This window comes from Bacillus sp. IBL03825 (assembly GCF_024712505.1).
GTDB classification, from domain to species: Bacteria; Bacillota; Bacilli; order Bacillales; family Bacillaceae_G; genus Bacillus_A; species Bacillus_A wiedmannii.
In genome coordinates this window covers 1,586,368-1,610,303 of the sequence record NZ_JAMXKE010000001.1, presented here as the reverse complement: position 1 = coordinate 1,610,303, position 23,936 = coordinate 1,586,368, and the positions used below count along the sequence as shown (strand labels likewise).

Sequence of the window (23,936 nt, the reverse complement as noted above, 5' to 3'; positions counted from 1 at the left end):
TTTCTTCCACCTTCCATAACAACTTATTTTTCACAAAAGCTGCGCTGGTGCCATGATGATTTAAATTTCTCCCTGCTTATTTTCATTCCACAAAATTAAGACAAAATCCTACTTACAATACAGTAATATTTACAAGAAAAAGGAGCTTTTCTTATATATCGAAAAGCCCCTCTTTTTTTAATGCGACGATGCTTCACTAACACCATGACCTGTATTAGATTTTACAAGAATCTCATCAAATTTCGCAGCATCTTCTTTCTTACTAGATAAAACTGTTCCTAAATATGCTGCAAGGAATCCAAGCGGAATTGAAATAATTCCAGGTGTCGTATATGGGAAAATCGCTTCCCCCACAAATATAGCTTTTCCAGCTACAGGGTTCCAAACATTTGGACTTAATGCTACGAGAACAATTGCTGATACAAGACCAACGACCATACCCGAAATAGCACCTGTTGTATTGAAGCGCTTCCAATATATTGTGAATAATATAACTGGTAGATTTGCACTCGCTGCAACTGCGAATGCTAATGAAACTAAAAATGCTACGTTCAATGTTTGAGCAAATAACGCTAGTATAATGGATAATACCGCTACCCCAATAGACGCATAGCGAGCCATTGAAACTTGCTCTTTTTCCGTTGATTTCCCCTTGCGAATAATTTCATTATAAAAATCATGTGCAAATGCTGATGCTGCTGTTAATACAAGGCCTGCCACTACAGCTAAAATAGTTGCAAAGGCAATTGCTGAAACGAAAGCAAATAAGAAATCTCCACCTAACGCTTTAGCTAATAAAGGTGCTGCCATATTACCAGCAGGGTTTGCTTTCATAATTGCCTCATTCCCTACAAATGCTGCTGCCCCAAATCCTAAGAAGATTGTCATAATATAAAATGCGCCAATTAACCACGTAGCGTACACAACAGATTGCCGTGCCGTTTTTGCATCACGTACTGTAAAAAAGCGAACAAGAATATGGGGTAATCCGGCAGTACCAAGAACTAGTCCTAAATTTAAAGACAGTGTATCAAGACCATCCTTATACTTTACTCCTGGATTTAAAAACGAATCTTTTAACGGAGTAGCAGTTTTCATTTGCGCGAACATTTCAGTCACACTAAAATTAAATTTTGAGAAAACGATAACAGAAATAATAAATGTACCAGCCATAAGTAGTACAGCCTTAACGATTTGTACCCAACTCGTCGCAGTCATTCCGCCAAAAATAACGTACACTGTCATTAATGTACCAACGATTAAAACTGATGTCGTATATTCGATCCCTAATAATAATTTAATAAGTGCACCAGCCCCAACTAATTGTGCAATCATATAAAAAATCGAAATCGTCATTGTATTAAGCGCTGCAACGCCGCGAACTTTTTTCGCATCAAAACGTGCCGCAATCATATCCGCTAACGTGTACTTCCCTAAATTTCTAAGCGGTTCTGCAACAAGGTATAGAACAACTAAATAAGCAACTAAAAAGCCGATACTATAAAAGAACCCATCAAACCCAGTTAATGCGATCGCTCCGGCTATACCAAGAAATGACGCAGCAGACATGTAATCTCCCGCAATGGCCAGACCATTTTGCCAACCAGTTAATCCTCCTCCAGCTGTATAAAACTCACTTGCATTTTTTGTTTTCTTTGATGCAAAATAAGTTATGACGAGTGTACCAAGAACGATGATTAAAAATAGTGCAAAAGCGGTTATATTCAAAGTCAGCCCCTCCCTTTTTGCATATCTTGTAGAATTTTTTGCGAGATTTCATCAAAGGATTCTGCTTTTTTGCTATAAATCATACATAATGACCACGTCATGATAAATTGCGCAAATGCAAACACCCATGCCCACGTAACATCCCCAAATGCTGGTGTATTGAGTACCTTTGAATACGATGTTAAAATAGGTAATGCAATAAAAAAGCTTAAAAAGAAAATACTCATCGGAACGATAAACTTCTTTTTCGTATTTAATAGCAATTGAAATTCTTCTGACTGAACAACCTCTGTATAATTCACTTCATTTTGTAACTTACGTGCTGACGTATCATCTCTTTTCATTCCCATTCCCCTCTCTTACTGAAAATACAATTCCCCCTTGCATACCTAAAGACTAAATTTTATAAATATTCAGAAACTTATTTCCATTTTAGACAATCCATACATTCCTGCAAAGATTTTTCGATAGACATTTTTCGGCAATTTCCCCTAAATTTTTAATATACTTTTTCAACATAAAAATTACGTACTTCAATCTCATACCAGTCAAGATTTGATGCCCATTAAAACAGAATAAAAAAGTAGTGCTTATCGCACTACTTCTGTCTTTTTCCCTTTTTCTAAATTACGAGCTGTTTCGCTTAATTCAACGTCCTTTCCATCTTTAAGCGTTCCAAATATGAAATCGAATACGGGATTTGAAACACCAAACCAAAACTTTTCATTTTTATAATGGTGTAATATGTGCTGTTTTTTGAGCCATCGCCCAAACTTAGTGAACGGACGAATTGGCTTATGTGCAATATAATGTTTCCATTCATAAACGAGAAGCATAATAATCATTCCAATTCCGAATGAAAGTGTAATAGTAACACTTTTTGTTATAGCGTATGATATAAGTAAATATATAGTAAAACTAGGTATACTAAACCATACAGGCAAAAATAATAGTTTTAAATCATCTGGATATACGTGATGATCATAATGTAATCTTCTTAACATTTTTAATAAAAATACGTTTTTAGGTGGCTTTAAGTGAAATAAAAATCGATGTGTCATATATTCGTTAAGCGTATAAAAAACAATCCCAAACAAACACGCGAACATACCGATCCATGTGAAAAATTGCATTTTTAAAATAATGATAAAAACAAATAAAATACTATACATAATAACGATATCATGTTGTAAAAAGAACTCTTTCCCCACTCTCTTCATCTTCCTTCCCCCTTTTCCAAAAAAACAGCCGCAACATATCGTTACGACTATTTCTTTTATTTTTTATTTTATTCTATTCACTTTACAAATTTGCCTGCTGCTCTATTGTCGAGAAAAAATTGTTCGATCCAAATATATTTTGCTTTGGAATAATATGTTCCACCGCAAACACTGTTACTTCTCCTCTTTGTACCTCTCCAATAATGAGCCCAAATATTTCATGATTTACCGCAAACGTCGGTTGCTTTGTTTGTAGTAATCTTGCTGCAGTATGAAATACCGCTTCATATAGTGGATTCCTATCAGTAATTTCTTTTCGGATTTTTGGTGCTAACGTAATAATAATTTCTTTTCCGTCAATAGTGGTTCGATACATAAAAATCTCCCCTTCAATCTTATGTGAACAACTGTAAAGCTTTGTATGCAAAATGGATAGAATATCCTACTAAAATAATACCTGCTCCGGCTGTTATATAGCCAAGTGCTTTTTGCTTTAATAAAGTTCTGCCAAAATGGACAGAAAAAGCAATATTTAAATTCCATAAAATAATGCCAACGATAATACAAAGACTGTACAAAAATGCTTCTTGTTTCGTTACCTTCGTAAGCAATGAGCTAAGTGTACTTCCGTATATACCAAACCAAAAAACAAGATTTAATGGATTGGATATCGCAATTAAAAAACCTGCCATAAACGATTGTTTCAGGCCACCTACCTCTTCCTTTTTATATTCCATATTCGTGTGGGAAATTCCTTGTTTTACACTTTGAAATCCTAAATAAAATAATAAGAAAAACCCTGTGCAATACATAAAAGCTTGTACATATGTATACATAAACACAGAAGATAAACCGAAGTAGATGAGAAGCATAAACAAAATATCTGCAGTCATCCCACCAATTCCAACAACCCACGCATGCCAAAAACCTCGTTCAATTCCTCGTTTTAACATTTCAATATTAATCGGACCTACTGGCGCAGCTAATGAAATACCTAATACAATTTGTTGTATAATCGCTCCAAACATCGCTCTATCCTTTCTACTTCCTTTACTATTAAGTAATGTTGTAATGATTAAAAATAGACTAGCTTTCATCAAAATATTTACTACTAAAATACCCTTTTTTATCCAAAATATACAAAAGAGCCATCTGGATGATGGCTCTTACTTTTCTAACTTATGAAGAAAAGGACATTTTCCTTTTACCACCTCTACATCGTCTCCTATGAAGTATTGTTTCCATTCGCGATGATCTGGATCACCATAATGACTAATATTAGGATGTTTCGGCAGCTGATCCCACTTTTCAACTCGATCTCGGACCGTTTGTCTTGAATATGCTCCTTTAGGGCGATCCCCTTCTAATCCATCAAAGATGGTGCGTGGTTGAAACCCAATAACGAGAGAATTTCCTAAATGCCTAGTTTTTCTTTGTTTATAAGCTGGCGCATTTCCAAATGCGAATATCGGTTCACCACCAAATGAAAATTCCCATAAGTAATGGTCTGGGTCTTCCGGAATTTGCTTCGGCCATGTTTGATCATCGTTTTCATGTAAATATTGTAGTACTTTCCAAAAGTAATCACGATAATATTCCAGTGATTGTTCCTCACATTCCGGTTCCACAAAAAGAAAGAACCCTCTTCTTACAATTGGGCGCTCTTTCATTAACTCTAAAAAAGATAACATTGTATGTGGCAAATGACTCCAATCATTATGAGAGAGAAATGAATAACGAAGTTCATTCTTTTTTAAAGCTGTTAAGCCGAAATAACACGGGAAAGTTGGTTCTAGCACGACACTCGAAAAATTTTGAAATTCTTTTGTAACCCAATTTGGTATGTCAGTTCTCGTTCTCATTCCTTCATTATCTAATAAATAAGACTCATTCATTCTTTCTTTCACCTCATTATGTATAGCATTCAATTAAGAATATTACATACTCGGCCTGTCCTATACCTATTTAAAAATTCGGCTGGAAAATTATTTAAAAATACAAAAAAATAAAATCGCTTACTTGACTAATTTCTACCAATTCGTGTATATTTAAATTAATCATTTAGCAGAATATTCAAGATTATAGCATTTTTAGTTTATATTATCTTTCAAATGAATTTCACTAAATGAAAAAAGCAAATGTTTTTAGGAGGAATTGTAGCATGCAAGGAAAAGTAAAATGGTTTAACAACGAAAAAGGTTTTGGATTTATCGAAATGGAAGGCGCTGACGATGTATTCGTACATTTCTCTGCTATTCAAGGTGACGGCTACAAAGCTTTAGAAGAAGGTCAAGAAGTATCTTTCGATATCACTGAAGGAAACCGCGGACCTCAAGCTGCTAACGTAGTAAAACTTTAATCCAACATATAACAGGAGGTTACCTTACTTGGTAACCTCCTTTGTTATTCCTTTGTATATTTCCGTTTTACAGAGCAAAAACTATGTGAAATGCGCAATATACAAAGGAGGAAGTAATAATGGGATCAGAAGTAAATGATTTTGAAGAAGTGAAATTCCGTGTAGAAACAGCACAAAAAATGGTAGGATCAGCGACAATTTCAATGGATCCAGATACATTAGAGCATGCAACTACTGCTGTAGAAGCCGCTCGCTCTCAGCTTGAAATTATGAAATCTGTTGCGACAGATTTAGATGAGCCATTTTTAATGAATGAGGAAAAGAAATTAAGTAAATGCGAGCATCAATTAAATGAAGCAAGACACTAAAAAACATCCAGAGAATTTTCTCTGGATGTTTTTTCATGATAACTGTTCTCCATACTTTTTCAATGTTTCTCCAACTGTACATTGTCGTATACAAAAGGAATGAGCATAATACTTACTATTTGTCTTTCGATTATGTTCTCGCAAAAAACATCCTTCACAATACGTTTCTAATAAGTCATTTACCTCTGTAATGAGTTGCTTTTTATCCACCTTTGCACCTCTCTATTCGGTTATTTCTTTATGACTATCAATGACTGTTCCTTCTAATGCTTGCGTAGCTAATTGATGCGCTTCTTTATTTTGTTTTCTAGATATCGGCTCACATACAAGTTTTAATTTCATTTGCTTCGCTTTTTGTTCAATTTGATCTAAGTAATGATTTAAATGCTCATCATAACACGGCCATTCTCCAGCCAATTGCTGCAGTACAACTTGAGAATCGCCGCGAAGTGTAACTGCTTCATACTTAATTCCTAATTCCTCGAGTATATTCATGCCATATAGTAATGATGCATATTCCGCTTCATTATTATCATATATACCTTCTATATATGCATTACGGCGAATTCGGTATTTTGTATTTCCTTTTTTATAGTATACACATATACCTACTCCAGCTTCTTTCGTCTGTACATCATAACCGCCATCAAAATAAACGAGTATTTCTTGGGGCTCTTCCTCCACTTGTTTACTCAGCTTTTTCATTTCCTTTAATGACCATTCTGCATCCATTTCATCATAAAATGATAGTTCTTTCACTCTTCCTGTTTTCTCGAAATCCTCTGCAAATTGCAATGCATCTTCTATGTTCATATAATCTGTCGTTAATTCCGTCTGTAATCCGCTCTTTGTTTTATACAACCAATGGATTTTATATTTCATACTAGATTCCCCTTATATAAGATTTCTTATATGTAGTCAGCTAATGAAAGCCTCACTTTATTTTATTATATTGTATCAAGAGTCACAGCATTATATTCAATTTGCTTACATACAAAAAGAGCTATCCCTATAGGAATAGCTCTTTCATCTATTGCATAAATCTTTCAAATTGTACTCGTTTATTAATCCAGTACATTACAGGCATACCAATCGCCATGACAACAAATTCACCGATTGCACATGTTAACCAAGTCAACATAAATGGTAAATCAAATGCAAGATGAAGTTCAGTTGCAATCATAAACATTGTAATTGTAAAAATAACTGTATTAAAAATCATACGAGCCCAAACACCTTTAATAAATCGCATAGAAATAATCGTTGCAACTAATGCAAGAATAGATTGCCCTACTCCAAATACTAAATCGTAAGCGATCATAGGTGAGAAAAAGAGATTTGTTAAAAATACACCTAATACAATTCCGTAAATTGCTTTCTTATTAAATACAACAAGATGATTAAACATCTCTGAAATACGAAACTGTACATTCGTAAAGCCAAATGGCTGAATCAGCATAGAAACAGCAATATATAATGCCGCTAAAATACCATTACCGACTAATGTTCTAATATTCATGACAAAATCTCCTTAGTTTTTTTACGTGGGATGGTTTCGAACCACGTTATTCGTTTTTTAAGCAACAAGATTATATTCTACGCAATACACACTCTTTCGTCAATAGATCCCTATCATTAACTACCTTTTTTCTTTTGGACAACGTATAATAAAACATATGAAAGTTTTAGGAGGTTTCACTTCATGACAGCAACAATTCAAAATGAAAAAGTGATCGTTTCCATTTCTGACAATGGTGCAGAATTACAAAGCGTTCGCTTAAAAGAAGATAACACTGAATACTTATGGCAAGGCGATTCTACTTATTGGGGGCGCCGCGCACCAATTTTATTCCCAATTGTCGGCCGATTAGTAGATAATACATACTACGTAGATGGTAAACCATATTCTTTAACACAGCACGGCTTTGCTCGTGATCTTACATTCTCTGTAAAAGAACAAAGTGAAACAAAAATCACTTACATTGTTACTAGTAATGAAGAGACATTAAAAAAATACCCATACGAATTCGAATTACTCGTTTCTTATGAACTAGATGAACAAATCGTTCATGTAACATATGAAGTAAATAATCCTGCTTCAAAAGAGATGTTCTTCTCAATCGGAGCACACCCTGGTTTCAACTTCCCCTTATTAGAGGGCGAATCATTTACAGATTATCATTTATCATTTAATGATTCTGAACGCTTAGAAACAAGCGTATTAGAAGGACCTTACCTTTCAAGTAAAAAACAATTAATTGCTGAAAATACGAATGAATTACCACTTACATACGATTTATTTAAAAATGATGCGCTTATTTTTGAAAATATGAATACGGATGAAATCTCTATTCGTTCTCATAAACATAATAAATTTGTAAAAGTAGAATTTGATGGATTCCCATTTGTTGGCGTGTGGACACCAGGCGAGAACGCACCTTTCTTATGTATTGAACCTTGGTACGGTATTGCTGATGAAGTAAATCCAGCAAAAGATTTCAAGGAAAAAAAAGGAATTCAATCTTTACAAGCGAATGAAACATTTACATGTCGTTATAGTATTACAATCGGCTAAGTTACTCTATCCCCTACTTCAAGGAAACATATAAGTAGGGGATCATCTTATAATATGGAGGTTTCTCATTTTGATTGAAGTATATATTGATGGTGCATCAAAAGGAAATCCTGGTCCTTCTGGTGCAGGCGTGTTTATTAAAGGGGTGCAACCAGCTGTACAATTATCACTGCCCCTTGGGAGAATGTCCAATCATGAAGCAGAATACCACGCTTTACTTGCGGCATTAAAATATTGCACGGAGCATAATTATAACATTGTCTCTTTTCGTACAGATTCGCAACTTGTCGAGCGAGCTGTTGAAAAAGAATACGCAAAAAATAAAATGTTTGCACCACTATTAGAGGAAGCATTACAGTACATAAAAAGTTTTGATCTCTTTTTTATTAAGTGGATTCCAAGTAGTCAAAATAAAGTTGCTGATGAATTAGCTAGAAAAGCTATCTTACAAAATTAACGGGGGGATGAGTGTGAAAAAAGATTGGATTGCTCCTCTTGCGTTATTATTCGTCTCTTTTATTTGGGGAGCTACATTTGTTGTCGTTCAAAATGCTATGTCTTTCGTTGGTCCATTTACTTTTAATGGTATTCGCTTTTTATTCGCTGGAATTATTTTATTATTCGTTCAAATGATTTTCTCAAAAAAATCTTCAAAACAAGATATAAAACAGAGTAGCCTCGCTGGATTAATCGTTGGATTCTTTTTATGTATTGGCTATGTATTACAAACATTCGGCTTACTTTATACAACTTCTTCAAAAGCAGGCTTCTTAACAGGGCTTAGTATCGTTATGGTACCAATTCTATCTTTTATCTTTTTAAAACAAAAAGCTACTATTTTTATCGTATTTGGTATTGCTGTAGCAACAGCAGGTTTATACTTATTAACAGCTGGTGATTCTTTTCAATTAAACATCGGCGATATACTCGTTCTCGGTTGTGCAGTTGCTTTCGCTGCTCATATTCTCGTTAACGGCTTCTTCTCTAAGAAAATATCACCTTTATTATTAAGCACGTCGCAAGTATTAGCTGTCGGTATGTTTTCTTCTATTTGCGCCTTTTTGTTTGAAGATTGGGAAAAATTATTTTCAGTAGCACTATGGACGAATTCTTCTTTTTTATTCGCTCTATTTCTAACTTCCCTATTCGCGACATCCATTGCTTTTTTCATTCAAACATCTGCACAAAAACATACGTCTCCAACGAGAGTAGCAATTATTTTCGCAATGGAGCCCGTTTTTGCTGCATTAACAGGCGTTCTCGTTGCAAACGAACAACTTTCTATTTCTGCTATTATCGGATGTCTATGTATTTTCCTAGGCATGGTTTTTGTTGAATTACCTTCCAAAACAAAAAAAGAAGCGCAGGCTGCGTGAAGTTACGCTTGTAACTTTCGCATAAAAGCCTTAGCGCTTTTTTTATCTGTAATTTCTTCTTCTTTCAATCGTTCTAATAACGCAACAAAATAACTTCCATCAAACTGTAATTGATGTTTAATTGTCGCTTCTATTGCCGCGTTCACAATACCATCAGATGCACCAGTATATCCTTGTCCGAACATAATAAATCCTTGTGCTTCCTCTGATAATTTAAATCCTTTCGTATGTAAGAATGAAAGATAATCTTCTACTGTTTGCATGTTATTCCCACCTACTCAAAAATTCTCCATCTCCTATCATACATGTTTTTACACGCTATGAGAATGAAATTTCTTTGACAACTTTGTAAATCTATCGTCTACTGCATAGACAATAGAGGATTTCCTTGTAATATGAATGAATATGTATAGTGGAACTTATTTTATATTAAAGGGGAGACACGATGAAACAAGCACTATTAATTATCGATGCGCAGCAAGAATTAATGGATGGAAATGAACAAGAAAAAGAAGTTTTTCGTAAAACCGAGTTATTATCTACACTAAATACAGCCGTACAGAAAGCGATAGATGCAAATGCCCTTATTGTTTTCGTAAGAGATATCGATGTTGCTTCTGGTAGTGGAGAAGGATTTGAAGTACATAATGAAATTAAAGTACCTCAGTCTGCAATCCTTATTAATAAAGCAGCAACAAACTCATTCTATGGCACTTCTCTACTTGAACTTTTAAAAGAAGAAAAAATTAATCATATCGTTATCGGTGGATGTAAAACAGAACATTGCATCGACACCGCAGTTAGAACAGCTACTGTACAAGGATTTGATGTTACATTAATTAAAAACGGTCATTCCACAACTGATTCTAACGTATTATCTGCAGAGCAAACTATTGGTCATCATAATAAAACTCTACATGGACATTATAACGTTGATCATTTTTCAATGGTTAGAGATGTCGAGGAAGACCTTTTTCAACCAACTCACGACCAATATCGTAATTAATAAAAAGAATCCTTCATTCAGAAGGATTCTTTTTCACCCGAAAATTTGCGCTGCAATACTATAGAGCCCATTATTCCGTTTTAATAATTGTTCACTATTTCTCATCATAATTGGTGGTGTATTAACCTTTTGAAAGCCAACAGCCTCTAATTGATTTATAAAATCTTTTTTACCCTCTGGTACATCAATTCTTACTTTACCATGATGTTCTCTTGCTAAATAATGTACAATTCTCATTGCCATCGCATCATTTTCAGCAACGACCGGACCTATTATTTTATTTTCTAGTGTTTGTATACTTAAACCGTAACCTAATACATTTTGTTTGTTGTCCTTTACAACGATGCATTGTTCACTTTGTATAATTCTTTTCTTTAAAAATACTTTTCTATTTGTTCCAAACGCATATTCATCTATTTTTATTATTTCTTCTAAATCAACCTCTTCATAATCCATCATACATTCTTCATTTTCTACACATTTATGATTCACATTGTATGAGTTGCATATGTATTTAGAAACATAGCTCACTGACTTGAACCCTAACTTTTCGTATAAAGGCTTTCCCTCATCCGTAGCAATAAGCATTATTGGAGTTTGAGCTGATACAGTCATAATGCATGAATTCGTTATCGCCTTTCCGATCCCACCTCCCTTATAAATCGGATGTACAATCACCATTCCGATAGACGCTAATTTCTCCCCATATAATATAATTGCCGCGCTAGCAATAAGTTCCTTCCTCCCATTCCACACACCGTATACAATACCTGAGTCAAAAATAGTCTCAATTTCTTCTCTGTTATAATCCCAGCCAATATAAGAAGATAATGCAACAATATCCTCTATATTTTCTTTTCTAAGACGATCCACTCTTATTTTCAATCCAATCATTCCCCATCCCCTTATCTAGACATTTAAATCATTATTATCAAATCAACTTGTACATGTTTCACTTTATCTGTCACACACATATCCTATTTTGACCAAGACTATATTGTAAATGAGGTGACAACATGCCCATTACGAATCGATTTTCTACCACCACTAACGGCGCACTCGCAATTACAGGTAATACACTCGGGTTAAGTAAAATTAGTAATCAAAACCGTGCTGGTACAATCGGGGCAATTGGTGCATTCGTAACTACGAATACTGCTTTACAAGTAACGACTTTTCCTGCTGGTACAACATTAAACTATACACAAAATAGTTCTACCGCTATTTTGAATATCCCTGCTGGTAGTACTATTCTTTACGCAGAACTCGTTTGGGGTGGAAACTATTTATCTCGTGATCAAAACATTACGAGTGTATTAGGAAACCCCGTTTCTTTTACAACACCTGTGTCAACATACTCAATTACCCCTTCGGCTGTTACAGCTTCAAATCAAACATTCGTTTCTGGATCTGTCACATTTGGATTTTACACACGATCAGCGGATGTAACGTCACTCGTTCAAGCTGCTGGATCTGGATCTTATACAACAGGTTCTGTTCCTGGACTTGTAGATCCTTTAGACGCTTCTAATGGAGCCATTAATTCTGCAGGATGGACGCTTATTGTCGCTTATCAAAACGGTTCCTTACCCGCAAGAAATTTAACAATTTACGTAGCTGGTAACCGCGTTTCTGTAGAAACCGGTAGTGCAGATGTATCTGTCTCAGGGTTTTTAACACCTGCCGGGGGACCTGTAAGCGGGAGATTATTTTTAAGTTCTACTGAAGGGGATGCTGATTTAACTGGGGATCAAGCTTTATTTGGACCAAATTTCAGTTCATTAAATGCATTATCTGGGCCAAATAATGCTGTTAATAATTTCTTCGGTTCTCAAATTAATAATGCTGCAGGGAACTTAGATACAACTGGGACATTTGGAACGCGAAACCAGAGTGCCTCTACAAGTACAAATATCTCCGCTGGAAGACAAGGATGGGACATTACTTCCATTGATATTTCTCCTTATTTAACAAATTCCCAAGTATCTGCCTCAATTCGTTTAACTACTAACGGGGATGCATATATGTTAAATACAGTCGGTTTACAAATCAATATAAACTCACCTAATATACAAGCAACTAAAAGCGTGAATAAAAGTGTCGCTACAATTGGAGATATTCTAACCTATACAGTTACTGTTCCTAACACCGGGCTTCTTCCTGCAAATAACGTTACTTTTACAGATGTTCTCCCTAACGGTACTTCCTTTATACCTGGAAGCGTAACGATAGATAACGTACCACAAACAAACGCAAATCCGGTCGCCGGTATATCTCTGGGGACAATTAATAATGGCTCTTCTCGTACAGTAGCTTTCCAAGCGACTGTCGTTTCTCTTCCAAGTCAAAATCCTATCTCTAACACTGCGAATATTACATTTCAATATACACCGATTGCCGGAGGAACGACTTTTAACGGTCTTGCAACAAGCAACTCTGCAGGAACACAAATTAATCTCGCAGATATTAATGGAACAAAATCAGTTAACAAAATCTTTACTGACATTGGTGAAACGTTAACTTACAGTATTGCCTTAGCTAATATAGGAAATATCGCTGCAACGAACGTTATATATACGGATCCAATTCCTAGTGGGACTACTTTCATTCCAGGAAGTGTAACTGTTAACGGAGTTATTCAAGCTGGAGCGAATCCCGCTAATGGTATATCCATTGGAACCATTGCTGCAAATTCTACTACTACTATTTCATTTCAAGTATTTGTTCCTTCTATCCCCCAAACAAATCCAATATTAAATAGTGGTACAACAACATATCAATACATTCCTGTGCCAAATCAGCCTGCAGTAAGCGGGACTGATACGACGAATATCGTATCTACTCAAGTGAATAACGCTACTGTAACTATGGCAAAAGCAGTAGATAAAAATTTTGCAGATATTGGTGATACGCTAACGTACACTGTTTCCTTTACAGGTACAGGTAATACGAATGCGAACAATGTTATTTTTACAGATGTCATTCCTACTGGAACAACTTTTGTTCTAAACAGTTTAACAATAGATGGAACGACACAAGTTGGAGCAAATCCTGCTAACGGTGTGAACATTGGATCTATCCCAACTGGCTCAACAAAAAATGTTTCCTTTCAAGTAGTAGTAAACACAATACTCGCGTCAAATGTCGTATCTAATGGATCAAGCGCTTCTTATCAATATACCGTCAATCCTAGCCAATCACCAATTACAAAAAATATCTCTTCTAATCTTGTTTCCACTCAAATTAACAACGCGAATTTAACATTAACAAAATCAACAAACAAACAATTTGCCACAATTGGCGAAACGATAAGTTATACAATCCTCATTACAAACAGTGGAAATACAGCTGCAACTAACGTGCAACTAACAGATCCACTTCCAAATGGAACGATATTGACTCCTGGTACTGTAACATTAAACGGAGTTTTGCAAAATGTAGATTCTCTCGTTGCTTTACCTATCGGCACAATTCCTGGCGGAGCTACTTTTACACTTTCTTTCCAAGTAACAGTCATCAATATTACCGCCCAAAATCCTATCATTAATAATGCTTTCGTTTCTTATTTATATAGTGTAAATCCAAGTCTGCCACCAACTTCAAAAACAGCAAATTCTAATTCTGTTACATCAACAATTAGACTAGCAAATCTTCAAGCTACTAAATCTGTAGATAAAACATTTGCGGAAGTTGGAGATGTATTAACTTATACCTTTGCTCTTACAAACGATGGAAATGTTGCGGCGAACAATGTATTACTATCCGATTCAATTGCGAATGGTACTGCCTTTGTACCAAACAGTGTTACGATTAACAATGTTGCTCAGCCAGGTGCTACACCAGCTAGCATCAATATTGGTAGCATCAATGCAAATACTACAATTACAGCTTCATTCCAAGTATTAATAACTAGCATTCCAAATCCTAATCCTATTTCAAATAGCGCTTCTATTTCCTATAACTTTATCGTGGATCCAAACGCTTCACCTGTAAGTAAGAACACTACTTCAACCACTACATTTACTCAAGTAAACGATGCAAATGTCATTTCAGCAAAAACAGTGGATCGAGCGTTTGCTACTGTTGGGGATGTATTAACTTATACTATTCTTTTAACGAATGCAGGAAGTGTTACTGCTGATAGCCCTACTTTCGTAGATACAAATCCAGATGGTACTACCTTTATTCCAAACACTTTCCTTATTAATGGTGTACTCCAAAATAACGCTGATCCAAACGTCGGTGTTCCGTTACCTTCCATTCCTGCTAACGGTGAAATTACTGTTTCTTATGAAGTAACCGTCACTGCTTTACCTACACAAAATCCAACAACAAATTCATCTAGTACACAGTATAGCTTTATTCTAAATCCAGGCGATCCACCAACTATAGAAACCTCTTTAAGTAACACTGTAAGCACACAAATTAATTTAGCGAATGTAGTTATTGTCAAACAGGTAGATTTAACTATTGCTGATGTTGGGCAACCAATCACATATACAATTGCTTTAGCTAACCCTGGGAATACTCCAGCGAATAATGTAGTCGTTACCGACATACTCCCTCCTGGTACGACTCTTGTACCAAATAGTATTTTTATAGGCGGCGCTTTACAGCTAGGTGCTGATCCAAGTGTTGGTCTTCAAGTTGGGACAATTCCCGCAGGTGGAATTACAACCATTGTTTTTCAAATTAGTGCAAATAGTTTACCTTCACCAAATCCAGTTCAAAATAGTGCTGCACTACAATATAGCTTTATCACAGATCCAAATTTACCTGCTGTTGTTAGAAATGCCACTAGCAATATCGTAACGACACAAATTAACACCGCAAATCTTGTTGCTACGAAACTAACAAGTACAAATTTCGCTGATGTTGGCGATGTCATAACTTATGCAACAATTTTAACGAATAACGGCAATCTCCCTGCCACTAATGTAACGTTTACAGATATCATTCCAGATGGTACCATCTTCCTTCCTAATACTGTAACGATTAACGGTGTCCCTATAGCAAATGCAAATCCTGCTAACGGCATTTTGATCGGTACGATTGGGGCAAATTCATCACGTACCGTTTCATTCCAAGTTTTTGTACCAACTATTCCTGCTGTAAATCCAATTACGAATCAATCAGGCACTACATTCCAATACACGTACGATCCATCCAAACCAACTGTCATGCAGATGGTGGTATCTAACACTGTACAGACAACTATTAATAACGCCTCGATTACCGCCACAAAATCTGCTGATAAACAGTTTGCGAACGTAAATGATATTATTACGTATACGACTACTTTAACGAATAATGGGAACACTCTTGCATCAAACGTGATTTTTACAGATGTAATTCCAAACGGGACATCGTTTATTCCTAATAGTGTAACAGTAAATGGGAATCTACTTCCTAATGTAAATCCAGCGAATGGAATAGCAATTGATCCAATAAATCCGAATGCAAATACGATAATTTCGTTCCAAGTGCAAGTAAATTCCATCCCGAATCCGAACCCAATCCCTAATCAAAGTAATACAGCATACCAATATGTCATAAATCCTAACTTACCTCCAACATCCGCCAATGCGTTAAGTAACGTAATAACAACTCAAATTAATAACGCTACAATCATCGCTACGAAATCAGTGAACACACCGACTGCTGCAATTGGAGATATCGTTACCTATACGATTGCAGTTACGAACACAGGAAATATCCCTGCTAGTGCTACAGTTTTAACAGATGGACTTGGACCAGGCGCATCCTTCATCCCAAATTCCGTTACAATAAATAACGTTTCCCAACCTGGATTAGACCCGTCATTAGGTATTCATTTAGACGATATTTCACCAGGAGGCACTACTTTCATTACATTCCAAGTGAAAATCCTCGCTATTCCACCTAGTGGAACTTTAACGAATAATGCTCTTGTAAACTACGAATATGCAGTGAATCCAACTGAAACACCAGCTGTTGGTAGTACCGTAACAAATCCTATAGTAACCAATAACCAACTTTAAAACTATAAAGAAAATGTATACTCGATTTCCATATACTTGTCCTTACTTAATGTGATTTTTTTAATTAGAGTTTTAAAAACCTCATGCATGTCTTTCTCTTCCTCGAGCATTGTAAAAGCTTTTTTGATTTGCTGATCCTCTTTATTTCTCTTATTTTGGTCCATTAACTTAAGAAGGTCTAATTCTTGCTCCTTAATTTCATTTTCAAAACTATAATCACGCTTCGAAAATACTTCTTTATCTATTAATCCTTCTACATATAAATCGATTAGTTTCTCTTTTTTATCTTTTAACAACTTAATATGCTTCTTGATTTCCATGGATTTATCTTTTCTTTTTTCACGTATTTTCGGATTGAAGTGTATCTCCAATTCTTTTTCTTGCTGTTTCAATCTATAAATGATTGCTTCCCGCAGTTCGTCATAATGAATTGGATCAAAATTAACGCATCGATTGAATCGTACATGATTACTGCATTTCATATACACCCATTCTTTTTTATCTTTCTTCGCATATTTGCCTGAATACTTTGCTATAATTGGCTCGCCACAATGATTACAAAATAGCATTCCTCTAAATTCATTTCTCATATCTTGTTTTGTTTTCTTCTTACTGGTGGTCCTATCTTTATTAACGGCACTCCATAATTCTTTTGACACAATCGCTGGATAATGATCTTCTGTAATTGTCAATCTCTCTTTTGGAGTGTATATCCTTTTCTTTTTTCCATCTACCTTTACAGTTTTATAGCTATTTAAAACTAGATCACCTTTGTACTTTCGGTTCTTTAAAACCTTACCTATAGTAGTATGCGACCATAATTGTCCTAATTTTGTATATGAACCTTTATCATTTAAAATTCTGGCTATCTTCTTAAAGCCAAAGCCATTCTTCGACAGGTTAAAAATTTCCCTTACAACTTCAGCTTCTTTTTCATTAATGACAAGCTTTTTATCAACTACATCGTAACCGAACCCCGGTTTTCCAATAAACTCTCCTCTTCTCGCTTTCGCTTGCATTGCAGCAGAAATTGATACAGATAAAGTTTTAGGCAATTGTGCAGCAAACATAGCAAACATTTCGAATTTTATATCATTGCCACCTTCATATAAGCTGTCGTAATTCTCCTCTATTGTAACTAAACGTATTCCATGTCCTATTAGGATTTCTTTAATTTCTAAGGCGTCCCTTAAATCCCTAGCTAAACGATGGATTGATTTAAACACGACCGTATCCAATTCATTTCGTCTTGCTTTTTCTAAAATTAATTGCATAGCATGTCGCTCTAACCACGCAGTCCCTGATATACCATCATCAAAATATACTGCATTTGAGTCCCATTCATATCCGTTTTTTTCTAGCCAGTATCGACAGATGTCTATTTGGTTTTGAACAGATGAAACCTGTTCATCTCTATCCGTTGAAACCCTTACATACACAGCATACTTCACAATTCCACCCACTTTTTTACAAATGATTTAATGAATAAATTATATATGTTTTTTTCCCTGTGGGCAATTTTTAATTATACATTTAGCCAATCATATAATGTGCCTTTGCATTCTCTTCTTCTTTCAACCGTCAATTTACTTTCAAGTACCCTATAAAAATATCCCTCAAATGTGTTCTTAATCTTATTGGATTTTTGTGCAAAAACAGTTTCTTTGAACGCTTGAATCGCTCTATCTATCACATGTTCAATTGGCTTGTCTATCTTGGAACGTTTATATGCGATTAATACTCGGTGGTATAGTTTATATATTTTGTTTGCGGATCTAAAGTAAGGTGCTACAGTATCTCGAAATTGATTCGGTACATTTTCAGGTGTGAAGGTTTCATCCAATTCTTCTAATTCAATTTTCTTGGATTCCCTTGGTGACGTTTCTTTTACGTTTAATTCGTTTTTAAATTCTTCTAGAGGGTGTGATTCAGAAAACTCTGCTTCCTTGTCCAATTTCGTGTCAGAAACCTTTGAATTTATAGGGTTTTCAGCGCTTTCCCCCTGTGACATTTCCGCTGGGACATTCGGTATGACACTATAATTTTTTAGAAGGACATAGACGTTGTGTCCATTCCCTCCTCTTAGTTTTCCTTCCTTTCGAATTGTTTTATGTCTAGCCAACACCTCGAAATCTTCTAATATCTTCAGCACCCTTTGAACCGTTCTGGCACTTATTCCTAAAGCTGTAGCGATCGTTGCTACTTTCAAAAAAGATACACCCGGTATTTTACAAGAATGTCTTGCTAAGTATTTCAATACATTGATTGCTGATTCAGATAATTCATGTGTATGTTTGTATAAAAAGGAGCGTATTGTTTCATTCATCTCATCAACCGATTGAAACGATTGCAACTCTTTGTATTGCTTATAGTTTGCTGAACTAAGCATCTCCTTACCTCCCAGTTATATAAGTACAATAATCATATTAATTACAATTAAAATCATAGAAACTGTGTAGAAACCATAAAACCATACAAGATCTGATTTGCTTTCTAAACCAAAATAATCATTTAATCTTTGCATGTTTGTTCCTCCCTTTAAGTTAAACTATTTAAGTTCAACTATTTAAGTTGAATTATAAACTTCTAAATGTTCAACGTCAATAGTTGAACGAAAAAAGTTTTACTATTTCCGTTTACTGTTGTAAAATGAGTACAAGATAACCAGTGCTGCGGAGGAGAATACAATGAAATTCACACTCGGAAATTCTTTAAATGAATTGGGGATTACTAAAAACAAATTATCTACAGAATCCCAAGTAAGGTACAACACAATTAGCGATTTGGTGAATGGTAATGCTAATGCTGTTCGTTTTGATTCACTTGAAGCTATCATCGATGCTTTAAATTCCATTGCTGCGGAAAAAGGTATTAATAAAACTTATAAAATAGACGATGTAGTACAATACATAAAAAAGAGCTAATCATTCGAAAATGATCAGCTCTTTTTTTAATACATGAAATTATACTTCCAATCTAATTTATTTATTTCAGCATGAAGATTATCTAAACGTATAAAATCGTTTTCTCCATATTCCTCTAAAGTTTCTTCACGATCATCATAAACTTTTCTTTCTAACCATTGTGACATCATTTCGATTACGTCTTCAGCACTCACATCATACTTACGCAAAATTTCATTTAACTCTTTTGTTGCTTCACTCATAATAAATCACTCCTTTTAAATTAATTTTTTCTTGATCCAACTTGAATAGAGATATCTTTTTTGGGTTGTTTAGGTGTTGTTTGGTTGAGGAAATCTTTAATTGATTGCGCTTGAAAGATACGGAAATTGCTACTAGAAACATCATATTTCCTATCAGTAAGAATTAAAATTGCGGGGAATATTTTTTTATTAGTGGGCTGCCATGATTCTTCTTGCCACTTCATACTGTAAAAATACATTTCATACCGTTTTATTTTCTCTTGCATAACAGCTTTACTGTATATTGATTTTTGTACTTCGATGAAAAAAGGAGCTTTCCGCCAAATCGCAAATATATCCGGTTCCATATATTCTTTTCCATACTTCGGCTCTACCTTAAAAACTTTTGGGTTCTCATGTTGAATCAACTGTTTATACGTGTCTACTATACCTAAAAAATGTGGTATTTTCTGACTCGTCTTTCTAATTGCACTAGGTTGAAGGAAATATACATATGGCTGGAATGTTGTGTTTACTTCTATATGTCCATCTCTACGTAATCTTTTTAACACTGTATTACATGAGGTTATCGGATTTTTCAAATGACTAAAATGTAATTCAGCAATATCATCTCTTGACATACAACGAAACTTCTTCAAATCCTTTAGAATGGCCATATCCCTATTCCTCATCATCTAACACCCCAAATAAAGGCTCTTCTTTCACTTCATCACTTACTTCTATTTCTCTTTTCCTTCTGAAAGGAGCCAATAGTTTCTTTGCTTTTTCTAATTTTAATTCTGGAGCTTGCACTTTCTTTAATCCCTTTAATTTAAAAATCATTTGTCCGGATTGCTCTAACATTTCTGCACCAGGGGTACCAATAATCCCTGCATTTAGTGACGAATCACATTGAAAGCCCATTCTGACCGTCATATTTACTTTTAATTTACCATCAATAACAGTTGCATCCGGACGTTGCATCGATAACAGTAAAAACACGCCTAGGGATCGCCCAACAGCTGATATTTTCCTAACAATCTTCATACTCTCGGTTTCATCTTCCAACATAGCTACTTCATCAATACAAATTACAATATAAGGTAATTTGTATTCTCTGGTTACTTTGTTGTATTCGATAACATGGTCCACTTCATATTTCTCCATGCACTTACGTCTTTTGATAATTTCCATCCACAACTGATTTAACATTAACTCCATTTCTGCTTCTTCCATGCACACTTTCTTTACATGCTGCACTCTTCTTAAAAAATGAAATTCTGAGTTCTTCAAATCACCTAAATAAAGCTGCAATGATTCTGGTGGTAAATGTTGAATCCATGTAGACAATATAACTCGAACCATACTGCTCTTTCCTGATCCGGTTTCTCCTGCTATTAATAGGTGTGGGCTATTGGAATCCGTCATATCATATACAATCCGTTTCCCAAATTGGTCCTTTCCTACCACTACAGGGATGCTATGTCCTTTTAGATGTGGTAACCAATCTGAATAGTTATACGAGTATGCTTGTAAACTTTTATTATGTTTGAACGAGTGAAGTACAAAGCGCTTGATATCCCCTTCAATTGCCAGTTCCTTTCCTAAGATTTGCTGAAAGCAAAACCATTTCTTTTCAATCGTTTGTGGATCTACTCCGTTCGGTAAAGTAAATGTATATCGAATAGAATCTTTTGTTTCTAAAACATTATGGATTTTAGGGAAAACGGGTAATTTACCGCCCCTTGTTTGATGTTCATAATAGATACCACTTTTTTTGAATACCTCAATTAACAGATTCTTGATAGCTCTTTTATGAAACCATTCCTTCATCAAGTTCATACACTCCCCTTTAAAACATCCTTACGATACGAATGAACACATATACAATGAAGCCAATACTACCTATCCGAAGTCCATGATACAATCCATCGGATACCAATTTACCTGCTGTAATGTGATCATTTTGAACTAAGTATCTTTCCAATAAAACGGCTCCAATTGTAAGTCCCCCCAATATCCCTAGCGCTACATATGTGTGTACAAGCGGTTGAGCCATATGAAAAAATGCTATAGGACTGATTGGTTCAATGCTTAATACCTTTGTTTGTTTTCGCTTCTTAAATGATCCATCCATAAATTCACGAAATGGTATGATTTCTTTTCGCTTAAACATAAAACCACTCCTTCACATGAACATTTTAAACATTAAACATACACACTCTAAAACCATCTGAGAAGTGCGCTTCAATAAGTCGATCGCATCGAATGGAACATTCGTAATGAATATCGCTAACTCATCCGGCAATTTCCTTATTTCGACTGCTGTGCTATCTAAAGGTTTGGTTACATACCAACTCATCCACCTATATAAAAAATCTGTGGTTTCCGATGTACTCATTGCATTTTGATTTAGTGCATCCCATTGACAAACTATCTCATTAGCAGAACTTCCACACCACTCATTTATTTCTTGAATGTTTCTAAATTTAGGTTTCGGAATTTGATTCCATCCTTTTGTTTGATCTTGATTTAAAAAGAACTTTATTTTATTTCCAATAACCTCATATCCATTTTCCATTTCCCTCTCCCCTTTATAAACAAAATTAGAAAACCCGCCATTATCATATTGCAGGAATCAAAACCATTGTAATCGAACCTTGATAGGTACATTGGTAATTACCTTGGTATCCTCTATTTGCTTACCATTGTTGCTACTTTTGTAGTAAAGTTCTCTTTTGTTGTGGCTATGCATGTTCTCTTACCTTTGTAATTGCTTTGGTATAGATATATGACTTTATCCCTAAAAACTTGTTTGTCCGACAATAAAAAAATAAAAAGTTCTTTCAAAAATATGATTGAATACTTTAAAAGGGGGAATTTTTATGAAGTGCAAATTGAAAGAGATTTTAGCCGATAAAATGATTAAACAATCTGCATTAGCAAGACGAGCTGGCATAACAGATCAAACGCTGAGCATGATAGTTAGAGGGAAAAGTGAACCGACACTTAGAGTTGCTATGCGTATTGCAAAAGCAATTAATATGCGCGTTGAGGAAATTTGGATTGAAGAAGAAAATGAAGGCAAATAAAAAAAACCGCCTCCACAAGGAGACGGGTTTTTTATTTAACTTCATACCAAAATTCTTTACGGCCAAGGTATTCTTTCATTGCATTTAATTGAGCATCTGACGTTGGATCAGAAATGAAATACGTTAATCCATCCGACTGCAATTTAAAATTAGCAGTCATTTTAACAGAAGTTAATGCTCCCATAACATCAGGAGTTTCATAAGGCGAGAAAGCACCTGATTGGATAATATTTTGTTTAGACGGTGTATTAGGTTGACTTGTACCAGAAGATTGAATAGGTTTCCCTACAATAACTTCCGCTACCGCTTTAGCCGCTTTATCAAAATTAGCACGGTATTTTTGCATATCCGTTTCATTATCGATAAAGCAAATTTCAGGAAGGAGCCCCGTTTTAGTTTTATTAATCCACCCTAATTCAGTAGAAAATTTGATTCCTCGATCTCTTAATCCGAATGCATCAGCCATTGCTTTTGAAATCTTTGCTGCTAATTCTCTGTTCCCGTATGAAGGATGTAACCATACTTCACAACCTGTCCCACCTAGAGTAGCATTTAAATGAAATTGACAATCTACATTACTATCTTTAACACGCAAGTGATTATTAGCTGCATTATTCCAAACATCATATTTTGTCGATCCTACTTCATCAGAACAGTTGACATATTTCCACCCTGCTGCCTGTACATATTTAGCAACAGCATCTAAGAAACGTCTATCCTCCACATGCTCGATTCCGTATTGACTATTTGCTCCCGGTACTTTTTGATTATGACCACCTGAACCTGCAAAACAACCCATTATTTAACCTCTCCTTTTAGTGTAAGTTATTTTTTTCTAATACATCTTTTTGCTGTAAGCCTTTGTTACTCAAATAGTTGTTTTTCCAAGCCATATACAAAGTGAATGCCCCCGTAATTACAGCGACTAGATCGTTTGTGATTTTGTCATCAATCGTTTGGTATCCCACAAGATTTAAGACACTATTAATTACAGCAATCACTAATACGACATAACGACTAATTGAAGCTGCATCAAGATTTTTCATG

29 protein-coding genes, 1 pseudogene and 1 riboswitch are annotated in these 23,936 nt (G+C 35.1%); of the genes and pseudogenes, 9 read left to right on the top strand and 21 right to left on the bottom strand.

Annotation, left to right across the window (positions count from 1 at the left end):
• Positions 1-177: 177 nt before the first annotated feature.
• The 6 genes from NHG49_RS08535 to NHG49_RS08510 form a co-directional block, all read right to left on the bottom strand.
• Positions 178-1,728 carry a solute symporter family protein gene (locus NHG49_RS08535; protein WP_258125767.1) on the bottom strand — a complete coding sequence of 517 codons (1,551 nt, stop codon included), beginning with the start codon at positions 1,726-1,728 and terminating at the stop codon, positions 178-180.
• Positions 1,729-1,730: 2 nt separating this feature from the next.
• Positions 1,731-2,072: a DUF485 domain-containing protein gene (locus NHG49_RS08530; RefSeq protein ID WP_000817375.1), complete on the bottom strand. Its 342-nt coding sequence runs from the start codon at positions 2,070-2,072 to the stop codon at positions 1,731-1,733.
• A 246-nt stretch (positions 2,073-2,318) separates the two neighbouring features.
• A complete protein-coding gene (locus NHG49_RS08525) occupies positions 2,319-2,948 on the bottom strand; it encodes a sterol desaturase family protein (RefSeq protein WP_258125766.1) in 630 nt (209 codons plus the stop codon).
• 82 nt (positions 2,949-3,030) lie between these two features.
• The gene (locus tag NHG49_RS08520) at positions 3,031-3,324 is read right to left on the bottom strand and encodes a hypothetical protein (RefSeq protein ID WP_064476567.1); all 294 of its coding nucleotides are present in this window, start codon (positions 3,322-3,324) and stop codon (positions 3,031-3,033) included.
• Positions 3,325-3,343: 19 nt separating this feature from the next.
• Entirely contained in the window at positions 3,344-3,976 is a 633-nt protein-coding gene (locus NHG49_RS08515; protein WP_000466561.1) for a LysE family transporter, read from the bottom strand.
• A gap of 138 nt (positions 3,977-4,114) precedes the next feature.
• Positions 4,115-4,843: a YqcI/YcgG family protein gene (locus NHG49_RS08510; protein ID WP_064476568.1), complete on the bottom strand. Its 729-nt coding sequence runs from the start codon at positions 4,841-4,843 to the stop codon at positions 4,115-4,117.
• A gap of 266 nt (positions 4,844-5,109) precedes the next feature.
• Between NHG49_RS08510 and cspB the strand changes: the two genes are divergently transcribed.
• Both cspB and NHG49_RS08500 read left to right on the top strand, forming a co-directional pair.
• Entirely contained in the window at positions 5,110-5,307 is a 198-nt protein-coding gene (gene cspB / locus NHG49_RS08505) for a cold shock-like protein CspB (RefSeq protein WP_001161731.1), read from the top strand.
• Between the two features lie 119 nt (positions 5,308-5,426).
• Positions 5,427-5,675, top strand: a complete 249-nt coding sequence (locus NHG49_RS08500; RefSeq protein WP_000534395.1) for a DUF2564 family protein — start codon at positions 5,427-5,429, stop codon at positions 5,673-5,675.
• 33 nt (positions 5,676-5,708) lie between these two features.
• On the opposite strand, the gene NHG49_RS08495 is transcribed toward NHG49_RS08500, so the two are convergent.
• The 3 genes from NHG49_RS08495 to NHG49_RS08485 form a co-directional block, all read right to left on the bottom strand.
• Positions 5,709-5,885, bottom strand: coding sequence for a zinc-finger domain-containing protein (locus NHG49_RS08495; protein ID WP_000358801.1), 177 nt, complete (start codon positions 5,883-5,885; stop codon positions 5,709-5,711).
• Between the two features lie 12 nt (positions 5,886-5,897).
• A complete protein-coding gene (locus tag NHG49_RS08490) occupies positions 5,898-6,557 on the bottom strand; it encodes a ribonuclease H family protein (RefSeq protein WP_098102182.1) in 660 nt (219 codons plus the stop codon).
• A 148-nt stretch (positions 6,558-6,705) separates the two neighbouring features.
• Entirely contained in the window at positions 6,706-7,194 is a 489-nt protein-coding gene (locus NHG49_RS08485; protein ID WP_088048422.1) for a QueT transporter family protein, read from the bottom strand.
• 6 nt (positions 7,195-7,200) lie between these two features.
• A riboswitch (PreQ1 riboswitch) is annotated at positions 7,201-7,245 on the bottom strand.
• A 132-nt stretch (positions 7,246-7,377) separates the two neighbouring features.
• Between NHG49_RS08485 and NHG49_RS08480 the strand changes: the two genes are divergently transcribed.
• The 3 genes from NHG49_RS08480 (at position 7,378) to NHG49_RS08470 (ending at position 9,626) form a co-directional block, all read left to right on the top strand.
• On the top strand, positions 7,378-8,250 hold the full coding sequence (locus tag NHG49_RS08480) for an aldose 1-epimerase family protein (RefSeq protein ID WP_088048421.1): 873 nt from the start codon (positions 7,378-7,380) through the stop codon (positions 8,248-8,250).
• A 70-nt stretch (positions 8,251-8,320) separates the two neighbouring features.
• Positions 8,321-8,707, top strand: a complete 387-nt coding sequence (locus NHG49_RS08475; RefSeq protein ID WP_064476572.1) for a reverse transcriptase-like protein — start codon at positions 8,321-8,323, stop codon at positions 8,705-8,707.
• A 13-nt stretch (positions 8,708-8,720) separates the two neighbouring features.
• Positions 8,721-9,626 carry a DMT family transporter gene (locus NHG49_RS08470; protein WP_064476573.1) on the top strand — a complete coding sequence of 302 codons (906 nt, stop codon included), beginning with the start codon at positions 8,721-8,723 and terminating at the stop codon, positions 9,624-9,626.
• Between the two features lie 2 nt (positions 9,627-9,628).
• Here NHG49_RS08470 and NHG49_RS08465 read toward each other — a convergent pair whose 3' ends face one another.
• Positions 9,629-9,889, bottom strand: coding sequence for a DUF6123 family protein (locus tag NHG49_RS08465; RefSeq protein WP_001195212.1), 261 nt, complete (start codon positions 9,887-9,889; stop codon positions 9,629-9,631).
• Positions 9,890-10,071: 182 nt separating this feature from the next.
• Here NHG49_RS08465 and NHG49_RS08460 point away from each other — a divergent pair, with 182 nt between their 5' ends.
• A complete protein-coding gene (locus tag NHG49_RS08460; RefSeq protein WP_258125761.1) occupies positions 10,072-10,632 on the top strand; it encodes a cysteine hydrolase family protein in 561 nt (186 codons plus the stop codon).
• Positions 10,633-10,665: 33 nt separating this feature from the next.
• On the opposite strand, the gene NHG49_RS08455 is transcribed toward NHG49_RS08460, so the two are convergent.
• A complete protein-coding gene (locus tag NHG49_RS08455; RefSeq protein ID WP_064476575.1) occupies positions 10,666-11,526 on the bottom strand; it encodes a GNAT family N-acetyltransferase in 861 nt (286 codons plus the stop codon).
• A 122-nt stretch (positions 11,527-11,648) separates the two neighbouring features.
• Here NHG49_RS08455 and NHG49_RS08450 point away from each other — a divergent pair.
• A pseudogene (locus tag NHG49_RS08450) lies at positions 11,649-16,637 on the top strand (DUF7507 domain-containing protein); the annotation flags it as partial.
• Positions 16,638-16,654: 17 nt separating this feature from the next.
• Here the strand turns inward: NHG49_RS08450 and NHG49_RS08445 are convergent.
• The 3 genes from NHG49_RS08445 to NHG49_RS08435 form a co-directional block, all read right to left on the bottom strand.
• Positions 16,655-18,103 (bottom strand): recombinase family protein, encoded by a 1,449-nt coding sequence (locus NHG49_RS08445; RefSeq protein ID WP_258125759.1) that lies wholly within the window; start codon positions 18,101-18,103, stop codon positions 16,655-16,657.
• 74 nt (positions 18,104-18,177) lie between these two features.
• On the bottom strand, positions 18,178-19,041 hold the full coding sequence (locus NHG49_RS08440; protein WP_258125758.1) for a helix-turn-helix domain-containing protein: 864 nt from the start codon (positions 19,039-19,041) through the stop codon (positions 18,178-18,180).
• 15 nt (positions 19,042-19,056) lie between these two features.
• On the bottom strand, positions 19,057-19,176 hold the full coding sequence (locus NHG49_RS08435) for a DUF3961 domain-containing protein (RefSeq protein ID WP_023521579.1): 120 nt from the start codon (positions 19,174-19,176) through the stop codon (positions 19,057-19,059).
• A gap of 163 nt (positions 19,177-19,339) precedes the next feature.
• Here NHG49_RS08435 and NHG49_RS08430 point away from each other — a divergent pair, with 163 nt between their 5' ends.
• On the top strand, positions 19,340-19,576 hold the full coding sequence (locus NHG49_RS08430) for a helix-turn-helix domain-containing protein (protein WP_258125757.1): 237 nt from the start codon (positions 19,340-19,342) through the stop codon (positions 19,574-19,576).
• Between the two features lie 26 nt (positions 19,577-19,602).
• Here NHG49_RS08430 and NHG49_RS08425 read toward each other — a convergent pair whose 3' ends face one another.
• The 5 genes from NHG49_RS08425 to NHG49_RS08405 are packed head-to-tail and all read right to left on the bottom strand — an operon-like array spanning position 19,603 to position 22,378.
• Complete coding sequence (locus tag NHG49_RS08425; protein WP_258125756.1) at positions 19,603-19,818, bottom strand: hypothetical protein; 216 nt, start codon at positions 19,816-19,818, stop codon at positions 19,603-19,605.
• Positions 19,819-19,838: 20 nt separating this feature from the next.
• Positions 19,839-20,489 carry a replication-relaxation family protein gene (locus NHG49_RS08420; RefSeq protein ID WP_258125755.1) on the bottom strand — a complete coding sequence of 217 codons (651 nt, stop codon included), beginning with the start codon at positions 20,487-20,489 and terminating at the stop codon, positions 19,839-19,841.
• The gene (locus NHG49_RS08415) at positions 20,479-21,639 is read right to left on the bottom strand and encodes an FtsK/SpoIIIE domain-containing protein (RefSeq protein WP_258125754.1); all 1,161 of its coding nucleotides are present in this window, start codon (positions 21,637-21,639) and stop codon (positions 20,479-20,481) included. Before NHG49_RS08415 ends, NHG49_RS08420 begins: the two co-directional genes overlap by 11 nt.
• Before the next feature lie 10 nt (positions 21,640-21,649).
• On the bottom strand, positions 21,650-21,973 hold the full coding sequence (locus tag NHG49_RS08410) for a hypothetical protein (RefSeq protein ID WP_258125752.1): 324 nt from the start codon (positions 21,971-21,973) through the stop codon (positions 21,650-21,652).
• A gap of 12 nt (positions 21,974-21,985) precedes the next feature.
• Positions 21,986-22,378, bottom strand: coding sequence for a hypothetical protein (locus NHG49_RS08405; RefSeq protein ID WP_258125750.1), 393 nt, complete (start codon positions 22,376-22,378; stop codon positions 21,986-21,988).
• 304 nt (positions 22,379-22,682) lie between these two features.
• Between NHG49_RS08405 and NHG49_RS08400 the strand changes: the two genes are divergently transcribed.
• Positions 22,683-22,889, top strand: a complete 207-nt coding sequence (locus tag NHG49_RS08400) for a helix-turn-helix transcriptional regulator (RefSeq protein WP_258125749.1) — start codon at positions 22,683-22,685, stop codon at positions 22,887-22,889.
• A gap of 31 nt (positions 22,890-22,920) precedes the next feature.
• Here the strand turns inward: NHG49_RS08400 and NHG49_RS08395 are convergent, their stop codons facing one another.
• Together NHG49_RS08395 and NHG49_RS08390 are read right to left on the bottom strand one after the other, a co-directional pair.
• Positions 22,921-23,688, bottom strand: coding sequence for an N-acetylmuramoyl-L-alanine amidase (locus tag NHG49_RS08395; RefSeq protein WP_258125748.1), 768 nt, complete (start codon positions 23,686-23,688; stop codon positions 22,921-22,923).
• Positions 23,689-23,704: 16 nt separating this feature from the next.
• A complete protein-coding gene (locus NHG49_RS08390; RefSeq protein ID WP_098356600.1) occupies positions 23,705-23,935 on the bottom strand; it encodes a phage holin in 231 nt (76 codons plus the stop codon).
• Position 23,936: the final 1 nt, after the last annotated feature.